At 38.8% G+C, this 20,941-nt stretch carries 19 protein-coding genes and 2 riboswitches; of the genes, 7 read left to right on the forward strand and 12 right to left on the reverse strand.

Annotated elements, in window-relative coordinates; translation table 11 throughout:
- Nucleotides 1-155: 155 nt before the first annotated feature.
- On the reverse strand, nt 156-593 hold the full coding sequence (locus HNQ41_RS03170) for a PilZ domain-containing protein (protein ID WP_184662967.1): 438 nt from the start codon (nt 591-593) through the stop codon (nt 156-158).
- A 381-nt stretch (nt 594-974) separates the two neighbouring features.
- A riboswitch (cyclic di-GMP riboswitch) is annotated at nt 975-1,058 on the reverse strand.
- Nucleotides 1,059-1,307: 249 nt separating this feature from the next.
- Between HNQ41_RS03170 and HNQ41_RS03175 the strand changes: the two genes are divergently transcribed.
- Nucleotides 1,308-1,664 carry a DUF1360 domain-containing protein gene (locus tag HNQ41_RS03175; RefSeq protein ID WP_184663092.1) on the forward strand — a complete coding sequence of 119 codons (357 nt, stop codon included), beginning with the start codon at nt 1,308-1,310 and terminating at the stop codon, nt 1,662-1,664.
- Between the two features lie 459 nt (nt 1,665-2,123).
- Nucleotides 2,124-3,329: a CynX/NimT family MFS transporter gene (locus HNQ41_RS03180; RefSeq protein WP_184662968.1), complete on the forward strand. Its 1,206-nt coding sequence runs from the start codon at nt 2,124-2,126 to the stop codon at nt 3,327-3,329.
- A gap of 519 nt (nt 3,330-3,848) precedes the next feature.
- Here the strand turns inward: HNQ41_RS03180 and HNQ41_RS03185 are convergent.
- The 4 genes from HNQ41_RS03185 to HNQ41_RS03200 all read right to left on the reverse strand — a co-directional run bounded on the left by HNQ41_RS03185 (nt 3,849) and on the right by HNQ41_RS03200 (nt 6,531).
- Nucleotides 3,849-4,373, reverse strand: coding sequence for a M50 family metallopeptidase (locus HNQ41_RS03185; protein ID WP_184662969.1), 525 nt, complete (start codon nt 4,371-4,373; stop codon nt 3,849-3,851).
- A gap of 18 nt (nt 4,374-4,391) precedes the next feature.
- Nucleotides 4,392-4,793 carry a GNAT family N-acetyltransferase gene (locus HNQ41_RS03190; protein WP_184663093.1) on the reverse strand — a complete coding sequence of 134 codons (402 nt, stop codon included), beginning with the start codon at nt 4,791-4,793 and terminating at the stop codon, nt 4,392-4,394.
- Nucleotides 4,794-4,923: 130 nt separating this feature from the next.
- Entirely contained in the window at nt 4,924-6,075 is a 1,152-nt protein-coding gene (locus HNQ41_RS03195; RefSeq protein ID WP_246421466.1) for a CapA family protein, read from the reverse strand.
- 246 nt (nt 6,076-6,321) lie between these two features.
- Nucleotides 6,322-6,531 carry a hypothetical protein gene (locus HNQ41_RS03200; protein WP_184662970.1) on the reverse strand — a complete coding sequence of 70 codons (210 nt, stop codon included), beginning with the start codon at nt 6,529-6,531 and terminating at the stop codon, nt 6,322-6,324.
- Nucleotides 6,532-6,714: 183 nt separating this feature from the next.
- Here HNQ41_RS03200 and HNQ41_RS03205 point away from each other — a divergent pair, with 183 nt between their 5' ends.
- Nucleotides 6,715-7,230, forward strand: coding sequence for a hotdog domain-containing protein (locus HNQ41_RS03205; protein WP_184663095.1), 516 nt, complete (start codon nt 6,715-6,717; stop codon nt 7,228-7,230).
- Between the two features lie 92 nt (nt 7,231-7,322).
- Here the strand turns inward: HNQ41_RS03205 and HNQ41_RS03210 are convergent, their stop codons facing one another.
- The 3 genes from HNQ41_RS03210 to HNQ41_RS03220 all read right to left on the reverse strand — a co-directional run bounded on the left by HNQ41_RS03210 (nt 7,323) and on the right by HNQ41_RS03220 (nt 11,845).
- Nucleotides 7,323-8,111 (reverse strand): Cof-type HAD-IIB family hydrolase, encoded by a 789-nt coding sequence (locus HNQ41_RS03210; protein WP_184663096.1) that lies wholly within the window; start codon nt 8,109-8,111, stop codon nt 7,323-7,325.
- A 50-nt stretch (nt 8,112-8,161) separates the two neighbouring features.
- On the reverse strand, nt 8,162-9,127 hold the full coding sequence (locus HNQ41_RS03215; RefSeq protein WP_184662971.1) for a LacI family DNA-binding transcriptional regulator: 966 nt from the start codon (nt 9,125-9,127) through the stop codon (nt 8,162-8,164).
- Between the two features lie 312 nt (nt 9,128-9,439).
- A complete protein-coding gene (locus tag HNQ41_RS03220) occupies nt 9,440-11,845 on the reverse strand; it encodes a LysM peptidoglycan-binding domain-containing protein (protein WP_184662972.1) in 2,406 nt (801 codons plus the stop codon).
- A 223-nt stretch (nt 11,846-12,068) separates the two neighbouring features.
- Between HNQ41_RS03220 and HNQ41_RS03225 the strand changes: the two genes are divergently transcribed.
- A complete protein-coding gene (locus HNQ41_RS03225; protein ID WP_343043320.1) occupies nt 12,069-13,304 on the forward strand; it encodes a Bcr/CflA family efflux MFS transporter in 1,236 nt (411 codons plus the stop codon).
- Nucleotides 13,305-13,384: 80 nt separating this feature from the next.
- Here the strand turns inward: HNQ41_RS03225 and HNQ41_RS03230 are convergent, their stop codons facing one another.
- The gene (locus tag HNQ41_RS03230; protein ID WP_184662974.1) at nt 13,385-15,346 is read right to left on the reverse strand and encodes a methyl-accepting chemotaxis protein; all 1,962 of its coding nucleotides are present in this window, start codon (nt 15,344-15,346) and stop codon (nt 13,385-13,387) included.
- Nucleotides 15,347-15,486: 140 nt separating this feature from the next.
- A riboswitch (cyclic di-GMP riboswitch) is annotated at nt 15,487-15,574 on the reverse strand.
- A gap of 339 nt (nt 15,575-15,913) precedes the next feature.
- Between HNQ41_RS03230 and HNQ41_RS03235 the strand changes: the two genes are divergently transcribed.
- Nucleotides 15,914-16,795, forward strand: coding sequence for a pirin family protein (locus HNQ41_RS03235; RefSeq protein WP_184662975.1), 882 nt, complete (start codon nt 15,914-15,916; stop codon nt 16,793-16,795).
- A 70-nt stretch (nt 16,796-16,865) separates the two neighbouring features.
- Here the strand turns inward: HNQ41_RS03235 and HNQ41_RS03240 are convergent, their stop codons facing one another.
- A complete protein-coding gene (locus tag HNQ41_RS03240; protein WP_184662976.1) occupies nt 16,866-17,492 on the reverse strand; it encodes an FMN-dependent NADH-azoreductase in 627 nt (208 codons plus the stop codon).
- Between the two features lie 520 nt (nt 17,493-18,012).
- Nucleotides 18,013-18,447, reverse strand: coding sequence for a MarR family winged helix-turn-helix transcriptional regulator (locus HNQ41_RS03245; protein WP_184662977.1), 435 nt, complete (start codon nt 18,445-18,447; stop codon nt 18,013-18,015).
- A gap of 677 nt (nt 18,448-19,124) precedes the next feature.
- Between HNQ41_RS03245 and HNQ41_RS03250 the strand changes: the two genes are divergently transcribed.
- A complete protein-coding gene (locus tag HNQ41_RS03250; protein WP_184662978.1) occupies nt 19,125-19,634 on the forward strand; it encodes a DoxX family protein in 510 nt (169 codons plus the stop codon).
- Nucleotides 19,635-19,836: 202 nt separating this feature from the next.
- Nucleotides 19,837-20,406 (forward strand): hypothetical protein, encoded by a 570-nt coding sequence (locus HNQ41_RS03255; RefSeq protein WP_184662979.1) that lies wholly within the window; start codon nt 19,837-19,839, stop codon nt 20,404-20,406.
- A 142-nt stretch (nt 20,407-20,548) separates the two neighbouring features.
- Here HNQ41_RS03255 and HNQ41_RS03260 read toward each other — a convergent pair whose 3' ends face one another.
- Nucleotides 20,549-20,731 (reverse strand): aspartyl-phosphate phosphatase Spo0E family protein, encoded by a 183-nt coding sequence (locus HNQ41_RS03260; protein ID WP_184662980.1) that lies wholly within the window; start codon nt 20,729-20,731, stop codon nt 20,549-20,551.
- Between the last annotated feature and the right edge of the window lie 210 nt (nt 20,732-20,941).

Below are 20,941 nucleotides of genomic sequence, written 5' to 3' on the forward strand. Positions count from 1 at the left end.
ATCATTATACCTACACAGTAGCAAATAAAACAATCTTTGACAATTATCAACACAATTGTTAACAAAATGGTTGATTTTTCATAAAAAACTCGCTTTTTCGTGTCAGTGCTTACAGACACTCAGTCTGTGAACAAGATACGAAAAAACGAGTACTGTTATACATTTAATTTCATTAAGTACGTTTTCCGATCCTCATATACAAAACGTGTATTCGGCGGGACAGAGCCGAGTCTATTACGTAGTTTTACTGCAAATTGGTTGAGCGTGTGTGCAATTTCATCACGATGCGTTTCTTCAATCGTAAATTCCACACCGTATTGCGATAACTCATCGTCAATATCGTGTTTCCAAACGATGTGACCGACTGGTGAGATCGTTCGCCCTAAAATTTCCGTTTCAAAATACAATATGACGTCATGCAGAACTGGTAACTTTAACGTCGAAATAAACCGTATTCCCCCAAGGCCAATATCCTCAATGAGAATTTTCGTTTTTCCTAAGTCAACATATTCACCTTTGATCTTCAAAATCGTCATCGTTGCATCAAGAGGATGGTTTAATGGGATACGGAAGTAATTTCTTTTTTCAGTCAAGTTACATCATCCCCTTATTTAAAGGCTTTAACATGCGTCTCTCCGACACTCCTTTAAACTTTTCATCATTGATCGGTACGCCAAATAACTAGGCTCTTCATGCGCCTCCCCACAAACTGTGAATTGACGTATTGGATCCTGTTGAGATCAAGATTTTGTTTCGAGTCTAGTTTTACTTCATTCTCCAAGTCGTTTGTATTTAATGTCAAACAAAAATATCGCCTCTCAAAACATAACGAACTTGTATTAAAGGGGGTCGCTTAATGTTATTTGTAGTGTGACTGTTATCAAGGTCATGGAATGAAAAAAGAAATTGAGGATAGCGGAAGATGCCGGAGTCTTAACGAGAGGATATAAACCATGTTATTAGAAATCCAACTTCTCGGTAACCTAGCTATCCTAGCTTCACGCCTTAGACCTATGGTTTTGCGTCACTAACTTTCATTAGCTTTGCCCTTTCGGAACTTTATGTTATTGTAATACACTTTTTATTTTAACTCATTTCATATCATTTTACTTAATTTTAATCACTTATCTTTAAAAAAGCAATTATAGAAAATAACAGAGGAAATCTCAGTCATATATACTTGTCGTTTCAATTGACGGTTAATCAAAAAACAAAAACGAACCCGTATAACCTCATCTGTATAAAACAAACTATCCTTATAAAAGAAATTTTTGGAGGGGTTCGTTTTGCCTAAAAATTTAACTTGGATGACTTTTTTTATGCTTATTTTAGCTAGTTACAGATTCACACACCTGATTGTGTTTGACAAAATTACTGCTTTTATTAGAGAACCTTTTATGCAAAAACAAATAACCGTTGATGACAATGGGGAAATGACAAGCAAAAAAGTCCCTGCCTCTAAATTTGGATACTTATTAAACTGCTATTGGTGTGCAGGAATATGGAGCTCAATAATTTTGACGCTCGGATACATGCTCTTTCCGAAGTTAATCAAACCATTGGTTTTTATTTTATCGGTTGCAGGTGGCCAAACGCTTTTAGAATCATTTGTAGGCGTCGAAACAAAAGCAACACAGCTATTATCTAAGGAATTAAAAAATTAAAATTTTCAATTGTCCTGAAACGCGTTTCATCATGTAATATCATATATGTAAAAGGTTCTACCTAAAAAACTCTCATTGGCGTAACGTCATGGCGGCGCAACAATGAGAGTTTTTTCTCTTTATTTACTTATTTTGAACACCTGTTCCATTGAAAATGAATTTGTTCCGAAATGATATTTCTTAATATATATATATTGTTGAAGGCCATTCACAAATATACATATAACTCACTAATTTTCACTTGATTTAATAACTTTTTCTCACACACCCAAATTAAAAAAGTCATCTTGTTTTTGATCCGTAAAACTTTACACTGAATACATTCTAACAAGGAAATATTTCTCCTTTTATCGGGAGAACACTCACCTTTTTCCATTACAAGGAAGGTTTTAGGCCTGTTGATAAATAAGATAACTGAGGTGAATACTTGAATCTTTTCAGGAAAGAAGGGCAAGCATTTTGACTAAAAGAACGAAACAAATTTGGCTCATTGTCGGAATTTTATTTGTCGCATTTAATTTAAGACCTGCCATCATGGCTGTCGGACCACTTGTCCCATTGATTAGAGAAGACACAGGTGTTTCGAACAGTTTTGCTGGTATGTTAACGACGATACCGCTCCTTTCCTTTGCGGTATTCTCTCTTGTCGCACCTAAGCTTAGCATTCGTTTTGGTATTAGCATCACCATATTTGCTGCACTTTTGACACTGTTTATAGGAATTATTCTTCGATCGCTAGAAGTTATCCCAGCTTTATTAATCGGTACAATCCTCATCGGAACAGGAATCGCTATTTGTAATGTGCTTCTACCTAGTATTATTAAACTCACTTTTCCTTACAGGATTGGGATTATGACAAGTTTATACACAGCGGCGATGGGTATTTTTGCAAGTCTTTCCGCTGGCATTAGCGTTCCCCTTGCAGAAGAAGTCGGATTAGGTTGGTCTAACGCTCTGGCTGTCTGGGGCATCATCGCCCTTCTTGCGATGTTTTTTTGGATTCCACAAATGCGAAGTGATAAAGGGGCTTCGTCTCAACAAACATCCAATGCGACACCGCGTTCCATTTGGAAGGAGCCGCTTGCTTGGTATGTCACTTTATTTATGGGTTTTCAATCATTCTTATTTTATAACGTAATCGCATGGCTGCCGAATGTTCTACACTCCCTCGGATTAACCTTGACATTAGCAGGCTGGATGATGTTTTGGATGCAAATTCTTTCTATTCCAGGCAACTTTGCAGTACCAATCATTGCATCAAAAACCAAAAACGAAAAGCCGATTGTCGCTGCCGTTTGTTCACTGTACCTAGTCAGCTTTAGTGGACTACTATTAACCACGAACCCAACGCTCGTTATCATTTTTGTACTTGTTTTAGGTTTTGCACAAGGCATGGCATTTAGCCTCGCACTCACTCTTTTGGGCTTACGTGCACCTACACCTGAAGATTCTTCACGCCTGTCAGGGATGGCCCAATCATTCGGTTACTTAGTCGCCTCAGTCGGACCTGTTTTAATGGGGACATTGTATGACCTTTTTCAAACGTGGCAACCATTCCTTATCACATTATTTGCTGTGAATATCGTCATCTTCACTTTTGGATGGCGGGCTGGAGAAGATCGCCATGTCTTTGAGGAAAAAAGAAGTCCAGCAAAAGAAGCATAGATCATCAAAGTAACAGGTTTATTTGTGAGGCAAAATCGTAAATCGCAGACCAAATGACAGTATTATTCATAATTAATATTCGACAATTTTATCAGCCGATTCAGCTTACTCGGTTTTTAGCACAACTCGGCACCCTCTTTCCTCTGCAAACTGTCCGAATGACACTTGGCTTCGGACAACTTTTCACTTTTTCCTCTGCAAACTGTCCGAATAACACTTGGCTTCGGACAACTTTTCTCCTTTTCCTCTGCAAACTGTCCGAATAACACTTGGCTTCGGACAACTTTTCCCCTTTTCCTCTGCAAATTGTCCGAATAACACTTGGCTTCGGACAACTTTTCACCTTTTCCTCTGCAAACTGTCCGAATAACACTTGGCTTCGGACAACTTTTCACCTTTTCCTCTGCAAACTGTCCGAATGAACCTTGCTTTCGGACAGTTCTACCGCTTTTCATCCTCACACTGTCCGAATAACATAAACTTACAAAGAACTGAAACGTAAGCAGTCAAGCAACGATCTTACGCAAAGTAAGAGAATATATCATCTAGCGCCCCACCACTCCACAAATACAACCCAACAACAAAAAAGAATAAACCTTGCAACGCAAAAACAAATCCCCAAATAAACGAAGGTATAAAAGTAGAGCGCGCTAATATTGTCGCATCCCCAGCACGATCACCACTTTTCACACTTAATACGAAAATAATTAAAGAACCTGTAAATGCCTGAATCCATACAATAATCACGACCGCTTGAATGAGCAAAGAAAACCATTCATCATAGCCTTGCGCTTTTAACCACGCCAACCCTACAAATGAAATCACTACCCACAACCAACCAACAAGATTGCGCACCCATAACAAACCATTTATCAATAAAAGAACGCCCAATACCGCCGCAGCATATAACACATAATCATTCACAACCGCCCAAACCCCAGACACACTCACCACAGACGCAAATGGGTACCCCGCAAAACTCGTTAACACTTGCCCTAACCAAAACGAATGAGCCGTTTCCGCTACCCCTTCACCTCTTAACATTTAAGTTATTATCAAAGATCACGAACTTTCCATGATGACGTATTCTATACCTGACTTTTCAAAAGTACAATTCGTTACTTGTAAACCAAACTTTTCGTAGAAAGCACTCTTATCGATTCGCGCATTGCACCAAAGTTTTTTGACCCCGAGACGACTCGCCTCATCGAATACATATTGCAAGAGTTTTGTCCCATAACCTTTTCCTTGATATTCTTTTAGCGTAGCGAACTTTCGAAACTGTGCCTTCTCACCATTTGGAAACAATGAAACGACCGAGACTAGCACCCCATCTATGTAAAGCCCATAATGGAAACCTTCGTCGTCATCTTTTAACTTAATATACTCATAATCTTTATCTGGCCACATAACGACATGTCGAATGTCCCACGCTTGCTGTTTACTGATCTTTTTTATCTCCATCATTTAATGATGTCCTCCTCTAAATGTCTACTATATAAGTATATCTATCAAAACACCATTTCAGACAATTTTAAAACGAAAAAAGCAGGTTCCTATTAATAGCGAACCTACTCACAAATGATTAGTTTTATTAAGACAAAGGATCAATATGATTTCCGTTGATCGTGACACCAAATGACCGCTCTTCAAGGGAACGCATTAACGCTACTTGCTCCTCTTCTTCTCGTTTAATAATTTGATCACCCTCGATCCACCACGGATTGAAACTCATATTCACATCTCCGTTATGTAATTCAATGTTTAATAGACCCGTTTCAGCAGTTGGACCTTCTACATAATTCGGAAACAAGAAGTTGCCGATCGAATAGGCGACAGGTTGTTCATCAAAGAATTCAAATCCTTGCAACACGTGAGGATGCGCACCAACGACTGCATCAGCGCCAGCATTCACCATGTTTTCAGCATAATTTCTTGTTTCATCTTCTGGATATAATTCCCCTTCATTTCCCCAATGCATATAGACAAGGACATAATCAGATTCTTCTTCCGCTTCTTCAATCAAATTGATGACACGGTCTTCCTGGTAGCCACTTGCTAAACCTGGCTTATCTGGACCGGCATACCAAGTCGTTGTTGGCAACACTTGCGAAAACGCTAATAAATGGATCGTCTCTCCATTGATTTCGATTGTTTGCGCAGCGTAGGCTTCTTCTGCATTTTTTCCCGCACCTGCATAATCAAGGGAAAAACTGTCGAGCGCATGAATCGTGTCCATCAACCCTTCTTCTCGATAATCCATTGTATGGTTGTTTGCAAGCGAGACAAAATCAAAGCCTGCGTTCGTGATTCCTTGTAAATTTTCAGGATCTGTTTTAAAGTTAAAAGAATTTTCATAAGGTTTATCGTATGGTTTTTCGGAATCTGTTACAGCCGTTTCTAAGTTCGCAATTGCATAATCAGCTTCAGAAACGGCCTCGCTAATATACTCAAAAGGATAGTCAGGACCATGTTCCTCGATCGTATGTTCTAGCGACCACTCAAACATTATATCCCCAGCAAATACGATGTTAATAGGTTCATCGTTTTCATCTTGAGTGTTCTCATCTTTATTGCCATCTTCAGTTAACTCATCCCGTGCGCCTTCTTGATTTTCTTGATCTTCCCTACTTTCATCATCTGTTTCAACAAATCCTTTCGTTGGTCCACTCGTCTCTTCCTCAGCATTTCCACAACCGGAAGTTAAGAGACACATCGCCCCTGCTGCATATAACATTTTCATCATCTTCTCACGCACTCCATCTCTAAACATATTCATTTTTACTACTGAAGAGGACCCCTCTATAAACGAGGAGCCCTGAATTGATTTCACGTTATAAAAGATTTTTTATTCAGAACTTCAAAAGTTGAAAAATTTATGACATGAAACGGATCCATTATATCAAAAAAATAAACTTGAGTTTAGTGTTTTTTACATTTTTTGTTTCCTTTCCGTACAACAGTACAAATCATCTTAACGACAATAAGAGGATTACCCCTCTATCACTCTCGCCACATTTTGACCGCACGTTTGGCATTGCCCTTTAAGCACAACACCTAATTCATCATCATGTATATCATATTTCACTATTCGTGTCGCATCTGCGCAATTTAAACAAAAAACATTGTTCAAAAGCCTTTGACGCATGTCCTTAGAAATATTCGCCCATTTTCTCGCTGCATTTATATCTGATACTGACATTTTCCTATTCCCCCTTGTCAACTTTTTATTGGATTTTTTCTTAGAGCCATTCAGGTTCGTTTTATCAATTAACGGCATCAATGTCCACGCCTCATAAGTTCCTGGTTATTTTACTTTTCAACTTTTATCCGCTAGCCGAATGAGATATACTAAACCAACAGCTAAGAGAAAGGATGAGTCACAATCGAACAAAAGTCATGTAAAGAATCAAAAGTCATTAAGACAAGTCGTGTTTTTCCTGAAGATACAAATAACCATAATACGTTATTTGGCGGAAAGTTGATGCGAGACATTGACGATGTCGCTTCGATATCAGCCGCTCGACATTCCCGTCAAGAGTGCGTCACCGCATCGACAGACAGTGTTGACTTCCTCGATCCGATTAGGCAAACCGATTCCGTTTGTCTTGAATCACACGTTACTTGGACAGGACGTAGCTCAATGGAAGTCTTCGTTAAAGTTATTGCCGAAGATTTAATGACAGGTGACCGCCGCATCTCAGCAACAAGTTTCCTCACCTTCGTTGCTTTAAAACAAGACGGAAAACCAGCTAATGTTCCAGCTGTCATTCCTGAATCTGAAGAGGAAATTTATTTACATAAGACAGCACCAGCACGTATGAAAATGAGACAAGAACGCCGTGAACACAGTAAAGAAATGGTTCAATTATTAAGCGACTTGAAACCTTGGGATCTTTAATCATATTTGATAAAGCGACAATGAATATTAAAAGAACCAACTGTGATCTTTCATGACACAGTTGGTTTTCTATTTGGTCAACCAAAGATGGGTTATGAACGCTGGAGCAATCCAACCATTTCAAGACCATGTACAATCCCGTTTTCCTGGACGGGTTTTGTTACATACTTGGAAACAGACTTCACTTCATCTGCAGCATTGCCCATTGCAACGCTATTTTTCACTGTTGAGAGCATTTCAATATCATTTAAACCATCACCAAATGCATATTGTTGTTCTGCAGAGAAACCTAACTTTTCAACGATTTTTTCAATCCCTTTCGCTTTTGATCCACCTTGTGGAAGAATATCAACGGACACTGGATGCCATCTGATAAAATCAAAATCTTTAAACACTTGCTCGTACTGCTTCTCTTCTCCTTCAGGACAGAAAAGAAGGGATTGATATAAGTCGCGCTCTTGGTAATAATGTGGGTCGTGTGTCGGGAACATATCGATTTTTAGTGTACTCATACTTTCATGAATATAATCGTGTTCTGGTACATTTGATTTCATGTCTTCATGGTCCATAAAGACGATTGGATGGTCGTTTTGTAGTGCTGTTTCGGTTAATTTCTCTAGGGATGTTAAGTTTAATGAGTTTGCATAGACAACTTCGCCGTTTAACACGACGTATTGACCGTTATAGCTAACAAAAGTATCGATTTCTAGTTCATTTCGCAGCTCTTCAAACATAAATGGGGCTCTTCCTGTTGCAATGGCGACTTCGTGACCGGCTTTTTTCAAGTCAAAAATCGCTTGTTTTGTTTCGGTTGGTAATTCTTTTTCGTGAGTAAGTAATGTTCCATCAATATCAAAGAAAATAACGCTTCGTTCTGACAATTTCATTCCAACTTTCTACTGTTTTATGTGGTATCATGCTAGCAAAAACATCAATTTGTTGTGCTTCTTTCTATAAACGTAGCCGACACTTCTTGATGAGCCTTTTCCCAACCATTGAGTGCCTGCAGGAAAAGGTTTTTCCCGATTTCAAGATGAGGAATTTCGATCGTTGTAATATCCATCATGCCTGCGATCGGTTGATTATCAAAGCCGATCAATGCTAAATCGTCTGGGATTTCAATGCCTTCCTTTTGACAACAGGTCATGATCCCAGCGGCGACTTGATCACTCGTCACTAATAATGCAGTCGGTGGCGAACTCATCTGTTTGATTTGTTTGACGACTTTGGCGCCATCCTCAAAGTAAAGACATTCATCAATAATATAATCTAAACGGTATGGCAAATCATATTGGTTAAGAAAATCTGTATAAGCTAATGCTCGACCACGGCTATTTGTCCCTTGTCTTCTTCCAATGCAATATCCAATTTGCATATGCCCTTGATGATACAACAAATTCAATGCTTTAAAAAAGACATCATAGTGGTTAACATACGTCGATGAAACGGGTTTTCCGGTCATGTTTTCACAAAACACAATCGGTCCAAATGATAAATATTCTTCGATCGTTGACCAATCACACGATCGGGAACAGAAGATTAAAGCATCGATTTGCTTTTGTCTTAACATTTGTAAGGCTTCTATTTCTCTGCTTTCCATGTAGCTTGTCTGAAACAAGACGAGCTTATAATTGTGTGCTAATGCTTCATTGGCAATCCCTTTTAATAATAGAGCAAAATAAGGGTGGTCTGAAAACGGAAGAACAACGCCGAGCAGACGCGTCTTCCCTTTGCTTAAATGAACGGCATTAATATTTTGCTGATAATTACTGGATTCTATCGCCTCTAATACTGCTTGTCTCTTTTCTTCACTAACATATGGGTGATGATTGATGACACGTGATACCGTTGCTACAGATACACCCGCCATTTGTGCCAAGTCCTTAATATTTGTCATATTCTTCACCTTTTAAAGAAACATCAAACACCATTATCATAACATGTCGTTTACAGTAATGAATGGATGACTACATGAAAAAGTCATCAAATGAACGCATCGGTTTTACTTTCGTTGACTGTCCCGATGACTTCAAACAACAATATGCCCCTAAATAGATGATGATACAGAGAACAATGATGACAAACATCGCCTTCGCCTCACTTCCCGCTTTTCTTTTATTTTACATTGTGAAACGCGTTACATATCAAGGGGTTACAGTAAAAAGCTGCCTAAAATGTCTGTTAACAACATCTAGGCAGCTTCCCTTTATTAGTCAACACCTGCTGCAATTCTTACTTGTCTTTGCATACTTTCTTGAACTAGGCCATCATTATGCCTTGTACTATTTAAGAAGTGAATACAGAAGTGTCCGTTATAATTGTTGTTTCGAATATCTTGATCTGCGTGTGGGAAAGAATGCATCGCTGCTGCTAACCTTCTTCCATCGACGGAAATAATGATCGCTCTTGGTGTCCAGGTAAAATTCCCGCCCCATATTTCTCTCATTGTTTGGGCGTCTGAAGATGTCAGAGGTTCAGCATCCGCATGGTTTCCACCCATTGTGTGTCGAACTCTAAACGTGCGACCTGTTTGGAAATCTGTAATGGTGGCGTCTTTGCCAATTGGGAAAACATATCTTCCTTCTGTCCACCAATCTAATAATTCCCCGTGCCGGTCACTTACTGTTTCGCGGACAGGCACGTTGTAAACAGGGATTTGCAATACTTGACCAATGGACAATGTGCTGTTTAACGTTAAGTTATTTTCACTCAGTAACTCTAACATTGGAATCCCATACTGTACGCTAATTCTCCACGCATTGTCTCCTGACCGAACAGTGTGTGTCGTGTATTTTTTCGTTACTTCTGCTCCTGATGAAGGAGATTCTTCCTTACTTTGCGCTTCTCGAGATACAGTAAGGGTTTGACCTACACGTAAGATATCTCCTGATAAATTGTTTAATCTTCTCAGTTCGTCTACTGTCGTATCAAAGCGTCTCGCGATTGCTGATAAGCTATCACCTGCTCGGACAGTATACGTTGTCGTCTCTTCTTCAGATGGAGAGGCTTGATCTGGCAGCTCTTCTTCTCCTTTTCCAGTTACAGTAAGTGTTTGCCCTACTCGCAATAGATCTCCTGATAAATTGTTTAATCTTCTCAGTTCGTCTACTGTCGTATCAAAGCGTCTGGCGATTGCTGATAAGCTATCACCTGCTTTGACGGTATACGTTGTCATCTCTTCTTCAGATGGAGAGTCTAGGTCTGGTTTTTCTTCTCCTTTCCCAGATACAGTTAGCGTTTGTCCTATTTGCAATAGATCTCCTGATAAGTTGTTTAATCTTCGCAGTTCGTCTACAGTCGTATCAAATTGTCTTGCGATTGTCGATAAGTTATCCCCTGCTTTGACGGTATACGTTGTCGTCTCTTCTTCAGATGGAGTGGCTTGATCTGGCTTTTCTTCACCTTCTCCAGATAACTTAAGGGTTTGCCCTACGCGAATCACATCTCCTGATAAATTGTTCAATCTTCGCAGTTCATCGACTGTTATCTCAAATCGTCTGGCAATTGCATAGAGGTTATCTCCTGATTGAACGGTATACGTTGTTGGTTTCGGCGTTGGTTCGTCCCCCTGTTTAGCATCTTCTGCTACAACAAGCGTTTGCCCAATACTCAAGACATTACTTTGTAATTGATTCAACCTTCTTAATTCGTCGACCGTTGTGTCAAAACGCCTTGCAATTGAAAATAAAGTATCCCCCGATACAACCGTGTGCAATTTTTGCCCTGTTACTGGCAGACGTAATTTTTGTCCAACTCGAATCACATCACTCGTTAAATCATTTAACCGCCTTAGCTCGTCTACCGTTGTATGAAACCGTCTCGCAATTGCGTACAGGTTGTCTCCTGATACAACGGTATATTCTTGGTTCGTTGACTGAGCCGCAACAGCATGTTTTCCTTCATCTATGGTATGATCTGTTTCATTTATAAGGGTTGGTTCTGTTTCCCCATGTGTATGAATGCTCATTTCATTAACATCAATATTTTTCTCGACGTCATAGCCCAATGATTCAGCCACAAAGCCGATTGGTAAAAATATGACATCATCCTCTTTAAGCACTGGTGGGACACGAACCGTTTCTCCATTTACTTCACCTTCGTCACTGTCTACCGCTAACTCAATCTCTTTGTCACCTTTTTCGATGTGGATTACTTCTTCATCTTCTTGCAATGACACTCCTGTTTCTAGGTGAGTGGACACATATCTTAAAGGAAGGTAGACATTTTCGTTTTCGATGAAAGGTTCAGGATCAACATCCAGTTTCATACCGTTGATTTCTAATTTCACATCGTCCGCATCAAAAGCTCGTATTCCTTCATCTTCATCATCTACATACTGTTGCTCGATGTCCTCAAAAAAATCCTCATCGATATCCACCATTGGATACCCTTCATCACTTAACTTCCTATACCCACTGTCATCGCTTTCTCGATCTTCCTCTTCTTTATTATCAAGATCTTCTTTTACTTCGTTAGGGGTATCTTTATTTGGTTGTTCTTCTTCCTGTGTTTGAAATCCTTGGTTTTTATTTTCTGGATTGCTTGTATCAAATTGTTGATTACATGAAGTAAGTAACATCATGCTTGCAACAACTGAAATACAAAGTTTTTTCATCGACAGTCAACCACCTCGCAATCACATTTGGTAACGTTAATTTATGTAGATTGCCGATGGTCAAACTGCTGAATTATTGCCAACCTAGTGATTTAGAGGGTGGAAATGAACAAATTGGGATGGAAATTCGATGAAAGAACTGTTTTCAATACAAAAATCATCACTTTTACTTAACAAAATATTGATCAGTCCCTAAAATGAAATAAGTTAGGAGGGATTTCTTATTCAGCAAGAAGAACATCATTCCGTCATTCATAACCCAACGGGAAAACAACGTTTAGGTTTAGCATTTCTTCTCGGTATGCTCGCTATATTAGGGCCGCTTAATATTGACATGTATTTACCGGCCTTTCCTGAGATCGCCGATGATTTAGGGGCACGTGCCTCGCTTGTACAACTTAGTTTAACTTCATGTTTAATTGGGCTTGCGATCGGACAAGTTATTATTGGACCGATAAGTGATGCTCAAGGTAGAAGAAATCCTTTATTGATATCGATTTCTTTATTTGCTTTATCATCGATACTTTGTGCACTCGCTCCGAATATTACGACATTGGTTATCGCACGATTTTTGCAAGGCTTCACCGCATCAGCAGGGATCGTTCTTTCGCGCGCTGTCGTTCGTGACGTCTTTAGCGGAAGAGAGCTGACGAAATTTTTCGCGCTTTTAATGGTGATCAATGCTGTTGCTCCAATGGTGGCACCCATTGCTGGTGGAGTGATCTTAGCTTTTCCTTTCGCTAGTTGGAACACGATCTTTTACTTTTTAGGTTTACTTGGCATATTGATTACTTTGACGACTGCGTTTCGTTTAAAAGAAACGTTGCCTAAAGAAAAGCGGATTCCTAGCTCCGTAGGACATTCCGTACGGACGATGGGGAGTTTGCTGAAGGATCGTTCGTTTATCGGGTACGCATTAACCGTTGGCTTCATTCACGGCGGGAGTTTTGCTTATGTAGCAGGAACCCCTTTTGTGTACCAAGATATTTATCATGTGTCACCGCAAGTTTTTAGTATTTTATTTGGCATTAACGGTTTAGCAATTATTTCAGGTAGCTTTATTATCGGACGATTAGGTGGCAGCATGTTTCATGAAAGAACCTTACTTCGTACTGCTGTTATCATTGCACTGAGCGCAACGTCCGTTCTTCTGATCATGACGATCATTGAAGGACCACTAGCAACGCTTGTGATTCCAATCTTTATTTATATGACGACGATGGGGATGATCTTAACGAGTACCTTTACTCTGGCGATGGAAAACCAAGGACACCGTGCCGGAAGTGCAAGTGCGGTGTTAGGGATGCTTCCGTTACTACTCGGGGCGATGGTCTCACCTCTCGTTGGTATTGATGAGACAACAGCCGTACCAATGGGAGCCACTTTATTTATCACTGCTTTTATTGGTTCAATTGCCTTTTTTAAATTAACAACGAGTCAGCAACAAGAACAAACATGAAACAAAAAATGGAGGGCTTAGGCCCTCCATTTTTCACTATTCATATTTCACCGTCTTATATAAACGAAAAAGGAAATTTGTTACACCTTAAATTGGTTAACCGATTCTTGTAGTTCTTCAGCTAATTTTGATAGTGAAGATGATGATGAAGAGATCTCTTCCATGGATGCTAACTGCTCTTGTGTGGAAGAGGAAATTTCCCTTACACCCGAATTCGTTTCTTCTACGCCTTCTTTGATGGCGTTAACAGCATTCACCACTTCATCGGCATTACTTGATAGTTGCTCGGATGAAGCTGTTACCTCTTGGATTTGAACGGCGACATCTTCAACAAATTCTTGGATATCAGTAAATGATTGATCGGCTTGATTCACTACCTCAATACCTTCACTGACCGCTTCATTACTTTCATTCATTGATTGTACAGCATTTTGCGTTCCTTCTTGAATTGAACTTATTAACCCTCTTACTTTTTCAGTCGAACCAGACGACTGCTCGGCTAACTTTCGTACCTCATCAGCAACAACGGCAAACCCTTTTCCATGCTCTCCAGCTCTTGCTGCTTCGATCGCTGCGTTTAACGCCAATAAATTGGTCTGTTCCGAAATGTTCGTGATCTCTTGAATAATCCCATCGATCTCTTCAGCACGTTGACTTAAGTCATTAATAAAGTTAGAAAGATGGTTTACTTTTTGGTTGATAGCATCCATCTGATTCATCGTCGTCTTAATGGCTTCATTACCTTGAGAAACACTATCTGCTGCATTTTCCGAAGTTTTAGAAACAGCCTGAGATGAATGAGCGATTTGCTGAATTCCTTCCGACATTTCAGAAATAATACGCACACTGCTATTTACTTTCTCTGATTGCAGGTCAGCTTGTTCAGAAACATTTTGTATGACATTTGAAATCTGCTCACTCGCTTGTGTGTTTTGTTCAGAACTTGCACTGAGTTCTTCTGATGAAGAACTGATCGTTTCAGATTTTTCACTGACACCAGATAAGATCGTTTTTAAACTATTGACCATCTCATTGAAACTCGTGCTTAATCTACCTAGTTCATCATTTTTATCGTACTCAATTTTTTCAGTTAAGTCACCTTCACTCACTCGTTCAGAAGCTTTCACAATATAATTTAAAGGGTTGATGATCGAACGTATTAAAATCATCATAAAGCCCAAACCTATTAGCAATGACACCGTGATGACTGTTAAAGATGTTGTTAAAATAGGAGATGCCGCTTCGTCAACCTCACCCATATACATGGAACCAGCTACAGTCCAGCCTGTCGTGTTATTGGTTACATGAAACATCTGCCAAGGGTCGCCTAGAAACTCATATTGAAATACGCCTTCACTCGAGGCATTAACTGTCTCTACCCAATATCCTTCAGCTGAAGAGCCATTTTCAATATCTTCTGAAGGATTAATGACGTAATTGTTTTCTTCAGTCAAAAGGAAAGGTAAACCTTCTTCACCTATACTTATAGTATTTACTGCACCTTCTAACTCCTCCATATTCAAATCAAAACCTAAAACGCCAGAACCATCGCTCACCATTGTGGATACGGTAACTAAAGTTTCAGCACTATTCGCCCCTTCATAAGGCTCACTCACAACGACCTCACCCGGATGATCCATCGCACGAACATACCAGTCTCTTTCTCTTGGGTCAAAATCCTCCGGTACATCATCATGTATAACCACTTGACCCTCATTTGTTGCAACAAAAGCGTCTTTTATTGTTGTAAATAATCCCCTATACTGATTTAAATCATCAAGTATTTGCTCTTCGTATTCTTCATCATACATCGTACTGTCAATTTCAGTAGCATACTCTTCTACTTGAGCAAATATAGGTCCAAATAAATCATCAATTGAGTTATCTAACTGGTTTACACTCGTCTCTGCTGAGTCTAAGATCACACGCTCTACTTCATCATACGAACTGTTGTAAGAAAACCACCCTACTAAAACTGTCGGTATGATCAAAACAACTAAAAATGCAATGATAAGCTTATTCTTGATTGTTAAACCTTTCATAACTGCAACGCTCTCCTTTTTATATGTATTTCTGTTTGAAGCTTCCTTTGTGGTGTATGTGTTGCGGGGAAGCAGTTAGACTATATGTAGAAAATAAAAAAACTCCCCGTTGACGATTAGATAGACGGGTAGTTCGTTCAACGTGCAGCTGGCTGGCATACCGTTTTTACAGCTATAGCCCCTAAAGCTTTGCGTCCGACTTTTTCAAGCCGTTTGCCTATTATTAAATTTCGGGTATGAAGTGGTGAAACCTAAAACCTCAACCTTAAGAACCATATCAATAATCCTATGAAAAATCAATTATACCGCAGAAATTATTAGAAACATGTCATTATTTAAAACGATGGTTCCATAAAGAAGCTATATTTACACCGTAAGTTATAAACACGGTCAAAAATGTAATGCGCAGCATCGTTTTTGTTTGTATTCGGTGACTTTTGCTAAACTACGATTAACTATGTAACTCATCTTTAACATGAAGGTCCTTGTTTTGAATCATTCGACGAGAGGTTGGATCAATAAGTCGAATAATGAAATTCACACAAAGAAAAGAAATGGGGTTCTACATTGGCAAAAGAACATTCAAATGAACAGATTTTTCAAAGACATGTCAAAGATCATTGGTACGTCAAATACGATGAAGCGAACTTTCCTCTCATTCAAAAAGGATGGGTACTTCCCATAGAGCGTTGGCGTGATTTTGACCCATTTATTTTGATGGCCGAAGACTGGTTTAAACGAGGAGCATTTGCGGATCACCCACACAGAGGGTTTCAAACGATTACATATGTCATCGATGGCAGACTCGAACATATCGATAATGGTGGCGGTCGTGACATCCTTGAACCAGGTGACATGCAATATATGAATGCGGGCTGGTCTGCTCGTCACGCTGAAGAAGCTGTCGACCCAGGGATCGCACACACGCTTCAGTTATGGCTTAACTTACCGAAGGATTTAAAAAACACGGAGACAAAATATCAAAATGTCTATGCAGAAGACGCACCGACCGTTTCTTTTGAGGGCGGTTCAGTGAGAGTTTTTTCAGGAGATATCGCTGGGGTGACAGGTCCTTTAGCGTCGGTTGTCCCGATTACGATGGCGGAAATTTCTTTAGAGAAGGGTACTTCCTATACCCACCAATTACCTGAAAACCATAATGCATTCTTTTATGTCCTATCTGGAGATATTGATTTCGGGGAGGATATCGTGAATTTAAAGAAGCATGGTGTTGGAACGCTCACTTATCAAGAAAACGGCGATGAGGATAACCAAAGTGAGTTCGTGATGACATCTAATCACCGTCGCTCTCGGGTTCTCGTTTATTCGGGTGTCCCAATTAAAGAAGAAATCGTGCCATACGGTCCTTTTGTCATGAATACAATGGATGAAATTAAGCAAGCTTATCGCGATTTCCATAACGGAAAATTCGGCCCACCAGCCGTTTAAAAGTTTTAAGCATAAAAAAGCTGGCTAAATGTCGATTCCAGACAAGTTAGCCAGCTTCTGTTATCATTTATTAAAATTCTTTAGCAACAGCTGCCGCCTTTTGAATACCTTCTTCTATAATTTCCTCAGCTTTATTAGGTAATGCATTATGGCCTTCTGCAATCACTTCAGTAATGTCTTCAATACCCCAGAAGTTTAGCATGCCGCGCATATAGTTCACAGACATTTCAGCTGCTTGAGCGGGTCCTTCAGAATAAACGCCACCTCTTGCATTTAATAAAGCAGCTTTTTTATCAGTGAGCAATCCTTCTGGGCCATTCTCTGTGTAACGGAACGTCTTTCCTGCTTGCGCTAAGTAATCGACATAAGTGTGTAGTGGGGCAGGGATCGTTAAGTTCCAAAGTGGGAATCCAAATACAACTTTGTCCGCTTCAAGAAACTGGTTGAGGTAACTGTTCACTAATTCAGTTGCTTCTTTTTCAGATGGTGTAAGTTCCATCCCTTTTGAAAGTTTAAACATGCCATTGATTTTATCTAAATCGTAATATGGTAAGTTTTCATTAAATAAGTCGAGTTCAGTAATGTCGTCTTCTGGATGTGTTTCTTTATAACTTGCAAGAAAAGAATCGTAAAGCTTCACACTTACTGCTTGTTCAACTGGTCTTGGATTCGCTTTGATGAATAATACTTTTGCCATTTTATTTGCCTCCTATATTTCGGAACTGAAATAGTTGCAATAGCAACTTTTTTTGTCGATGAAAGTTATTTTTTGATAAGGCTCTTTTCGTAAACGTTGTTGTTGTTTATAACCTCAGAGGATCGAAAGGTGGCGACTTCAGATTGGTCGAATGCGGTTACATCCACCGTGTCGTTCGCTTCGGACATTGATTCCGTTATTCGCTTAAAAAAGGCTGTTTTTGCTCTTTCTTCGGACATGAGTTCCGCTATTTGCAAAAATTCACCCTTTATTGCATGCAAAAGTGACGATTAACGGAACATGTGTCCATCTGACTCTTGAAAATGACGCATTTCGCTAAATTAGCGGAATGTATGTCCGCGCCCTACGAAATACATCCACTTAACAAGGTTCAATATCGTATTGCCGTCGTACGAATTTCTCCTGGGTACTAATTCGTTAAAAAAGCAACAACCTTTTTAAAAAAACACAATTAAAATTTAGTTGTCTTAGCAACTTATGAGGGGAGAGAATGGTCAACTTAATTTGGTGATAGAACATTCTCTTTAATTTTAGCTAAAAGACGTTCAAGTTCTAACAATTCTTCATGAGAAATCCCTTTAACAACTTTATCGTTAAAAGCTTCCGCAACTGGGATAACTTCATCACCTAACTCTTTACCGCGAGAAGTTAGATATAGTTTTACAGCACGGCGATCATCCTGACAGTGAACTCTCTTTATAAAGCCTTTTTTCTCAAGGTTAGAAGCCATTCTTGCAATATTCGTCTTATCCTTCGCTAACTTTTCCACCAGTTGGTTTTGAGTCAAACCATCTTTTTCCCAAAGTAACATCATAATTAAGTTCTGCTCAGGTGCTAGGTTAAAGGGCTCTAATTTGGACTTAATAAAACCTGTAAGCAACAGATCTGTTTTATGAATATTAATACTGATATAATCTTGAAAAGTTAATTTCAATTTGATCCCTCTTTTTTAGTTGCTATACATACTAAATCTATTAAAGTAAGTATAAATAGTGGAAACCTTTTTTGTCAACGTATTGCACCTGAAAACGAAAAGTATTAGAGAAGTTTACATATTTTTGCTAAATGAACCAATTTCATAATGAAGGGTTTTAACAAACATCACAAATGTAATCAGTTATCACGAAGGTTAACGTTCGTTTTTGAAACGAGTGATTGAAACGAAAGGCGGCGACTCCCAAAGGATCAGCGTAGTCTGAAGATCCAATTCAGCGACGGTTTGTGGAGCTGAATTTAGCTGAAGACAAGCCCTTGGGAAAGCGTCCGCCTGCAGTGAAAATCACAATCCATGTTCGGATATGAGATTTACATTATCTATTATGAAATTCATTCAAATGTTGAAAAATAACTTCATTAGTTGGGTTGTTTTCATGATTAGCGATCTCACCTATCTTTTCAAACTGACGGCCATTAACCTTTCTAGTGTATACCTGTCTTCCATTGTCACTTTATGTAACATTTCCGTCACGAGTTGTTAACAAAACGTTCAAGTTTATAACACCTACGACTTTTTAAACTATTATATAATAAATGTATAGAAAGTTAGTGAATTCACAAACTTGTTTAATCAGTATATTGAAAATATTATTCGAACTTAGGGGGAATAATTTTATGTTTATGGATTTCTTAAGAAACAATGTATATGCATCAGCAGTATTGACAGTGATTCGTTTGTATCTCGGTTGGCAGTGGTTAACAGCAGGTTGGGGTAAAGCATTTGGAGACTTTAGTGCGGAAGGGTTCTTGCACGGAATCATCGCAAATGAAGAAGTAATGACACAATATCCAACGTATCACGCATTTATCGAAAGCTTTGCTCTTCCGAACGCAGAACTCTTTAGTTTCATGGTCGCTTGGGGTGAGGTTGCCGTTGGTCTAGGATTAATCCTTGGTGTTTTAACGACAGCTGCAGCATTTTTCGGTATGGTGATGAACTTTGCGTTCATGTTCGGCGGAACAATTTCTTCAAACCCTTGGATGGTACTTCTTACGATCTTTATCGTCGCTGCAGGTTACAATGCCGGTAAATTCGGTGGAGACCGTTGGGTCATTCCTTACATCCGTGAAACAGTGTTTAAAGGAAAACTTGGTGGTAACCCCGAAAAGTCTGTTACACAATAAACCGCATAATGACTTGAAAGAGGATGGCACAGTGCTATCCTCTTTTGTTAGCACTGAAAACTGTTTCCACATGTCATAATCATGAGATGTCTTTCGTCCACACACATGAAAAATCCCATATAATTTTACATAAATCATCGGGATGCATATGTTAAAATTTACTTATTGTGGGTTTATATAGAAAAAATAGGGATTGATATATATGGTAAAAAATCAAAAAAATCTAAAAGAGGATATTAACCATGATGATTCCAATGGGGAAATTGAAGGGAGTACACCTAACAATTCTGCCTCCGAAGAAGATATAGAAAGAGGTAAACCTCATCAAAAAGAGAAAGTGAAATCACCCTTTCCAATGAAACATCGTTTGATTATTGCAATCGGATACGCAATTCCAATGATTGTTAGCGTCACATATCTTCCTATTATCATCGTTTTTATTTATTACTATTTTTTAGGCTCAATGTCTCGTTTTGTAAACCACCATTTAAAACAGTGCTTTAATGTTATTGTTAACTACTATATATATTGGACCGCCTTTACGTCAGTCATCTATTTGATAGGTACTTATGCTGACACATTTGAACAATCAGAACCACTGATTGAAAGTAACCCCGTTCTCGGTGCCTTTCTATTTTTATTTCTCATGTCAGATTTATTTTTGCTCATTTTTTTAAACTTTCTACTTCATGTTACTTTGATCATCACGATTGTTCTTGCTTTTCTTGGAAGATGGGCTCGCATACCACTTATCATTCGCTTTATTAAGTGATCCGATTTTGCAAACATGGAGTTTTTACGATGTTGAAAATAATAATGACCACGATCTTAAAGAAAAGCTGTCTAATAAAGAACGGCTCTTCTTTATTGCTTATATTGCACAATTGATTTGATATATTAATGAGAACGAATACTTATTGAGGGGCTTTTTCATTTTCCTTCAATTTTTGATATTTACTTATAAAGGTGTCTAGTTCTTGGCTACATTTAATTGTATCTGAATGGTTAAACCCTTTCTCTTCTGCTGTGGCAACCATAACAATTCTTAACTTGTGAATTTTATATTCGATTTTAGTCATTTCATCTTTATTAATCATATAAAGAACCCCTATGAAATATTGGTCAATATTATTAGAACGTAACTCTAATTTAACGTATTTAATAGTAGCTGTTAATCGAATCGACAACAAAACTATTCATTCAACAAAATCTTTATAATCCCCCTTGAAAACCTTGATTTCAGTCTATGAGGTCCTGTTTTTAGAGGTGTAATAAACATGATTCTACATTAATGAGATGACAAAATG

Origin of the sequence: Texcoconibacillus texcoconensis (assembly GCF_014202575.1) — a bacterium.
Taxonomy (GTDB): domain Bacteria; phylum Bacillota; class Bacilli; order Bacillales; family Salisediminibacteriaceae; genus Texcoconibacillus; species Texcoconibacillus texcoconensis.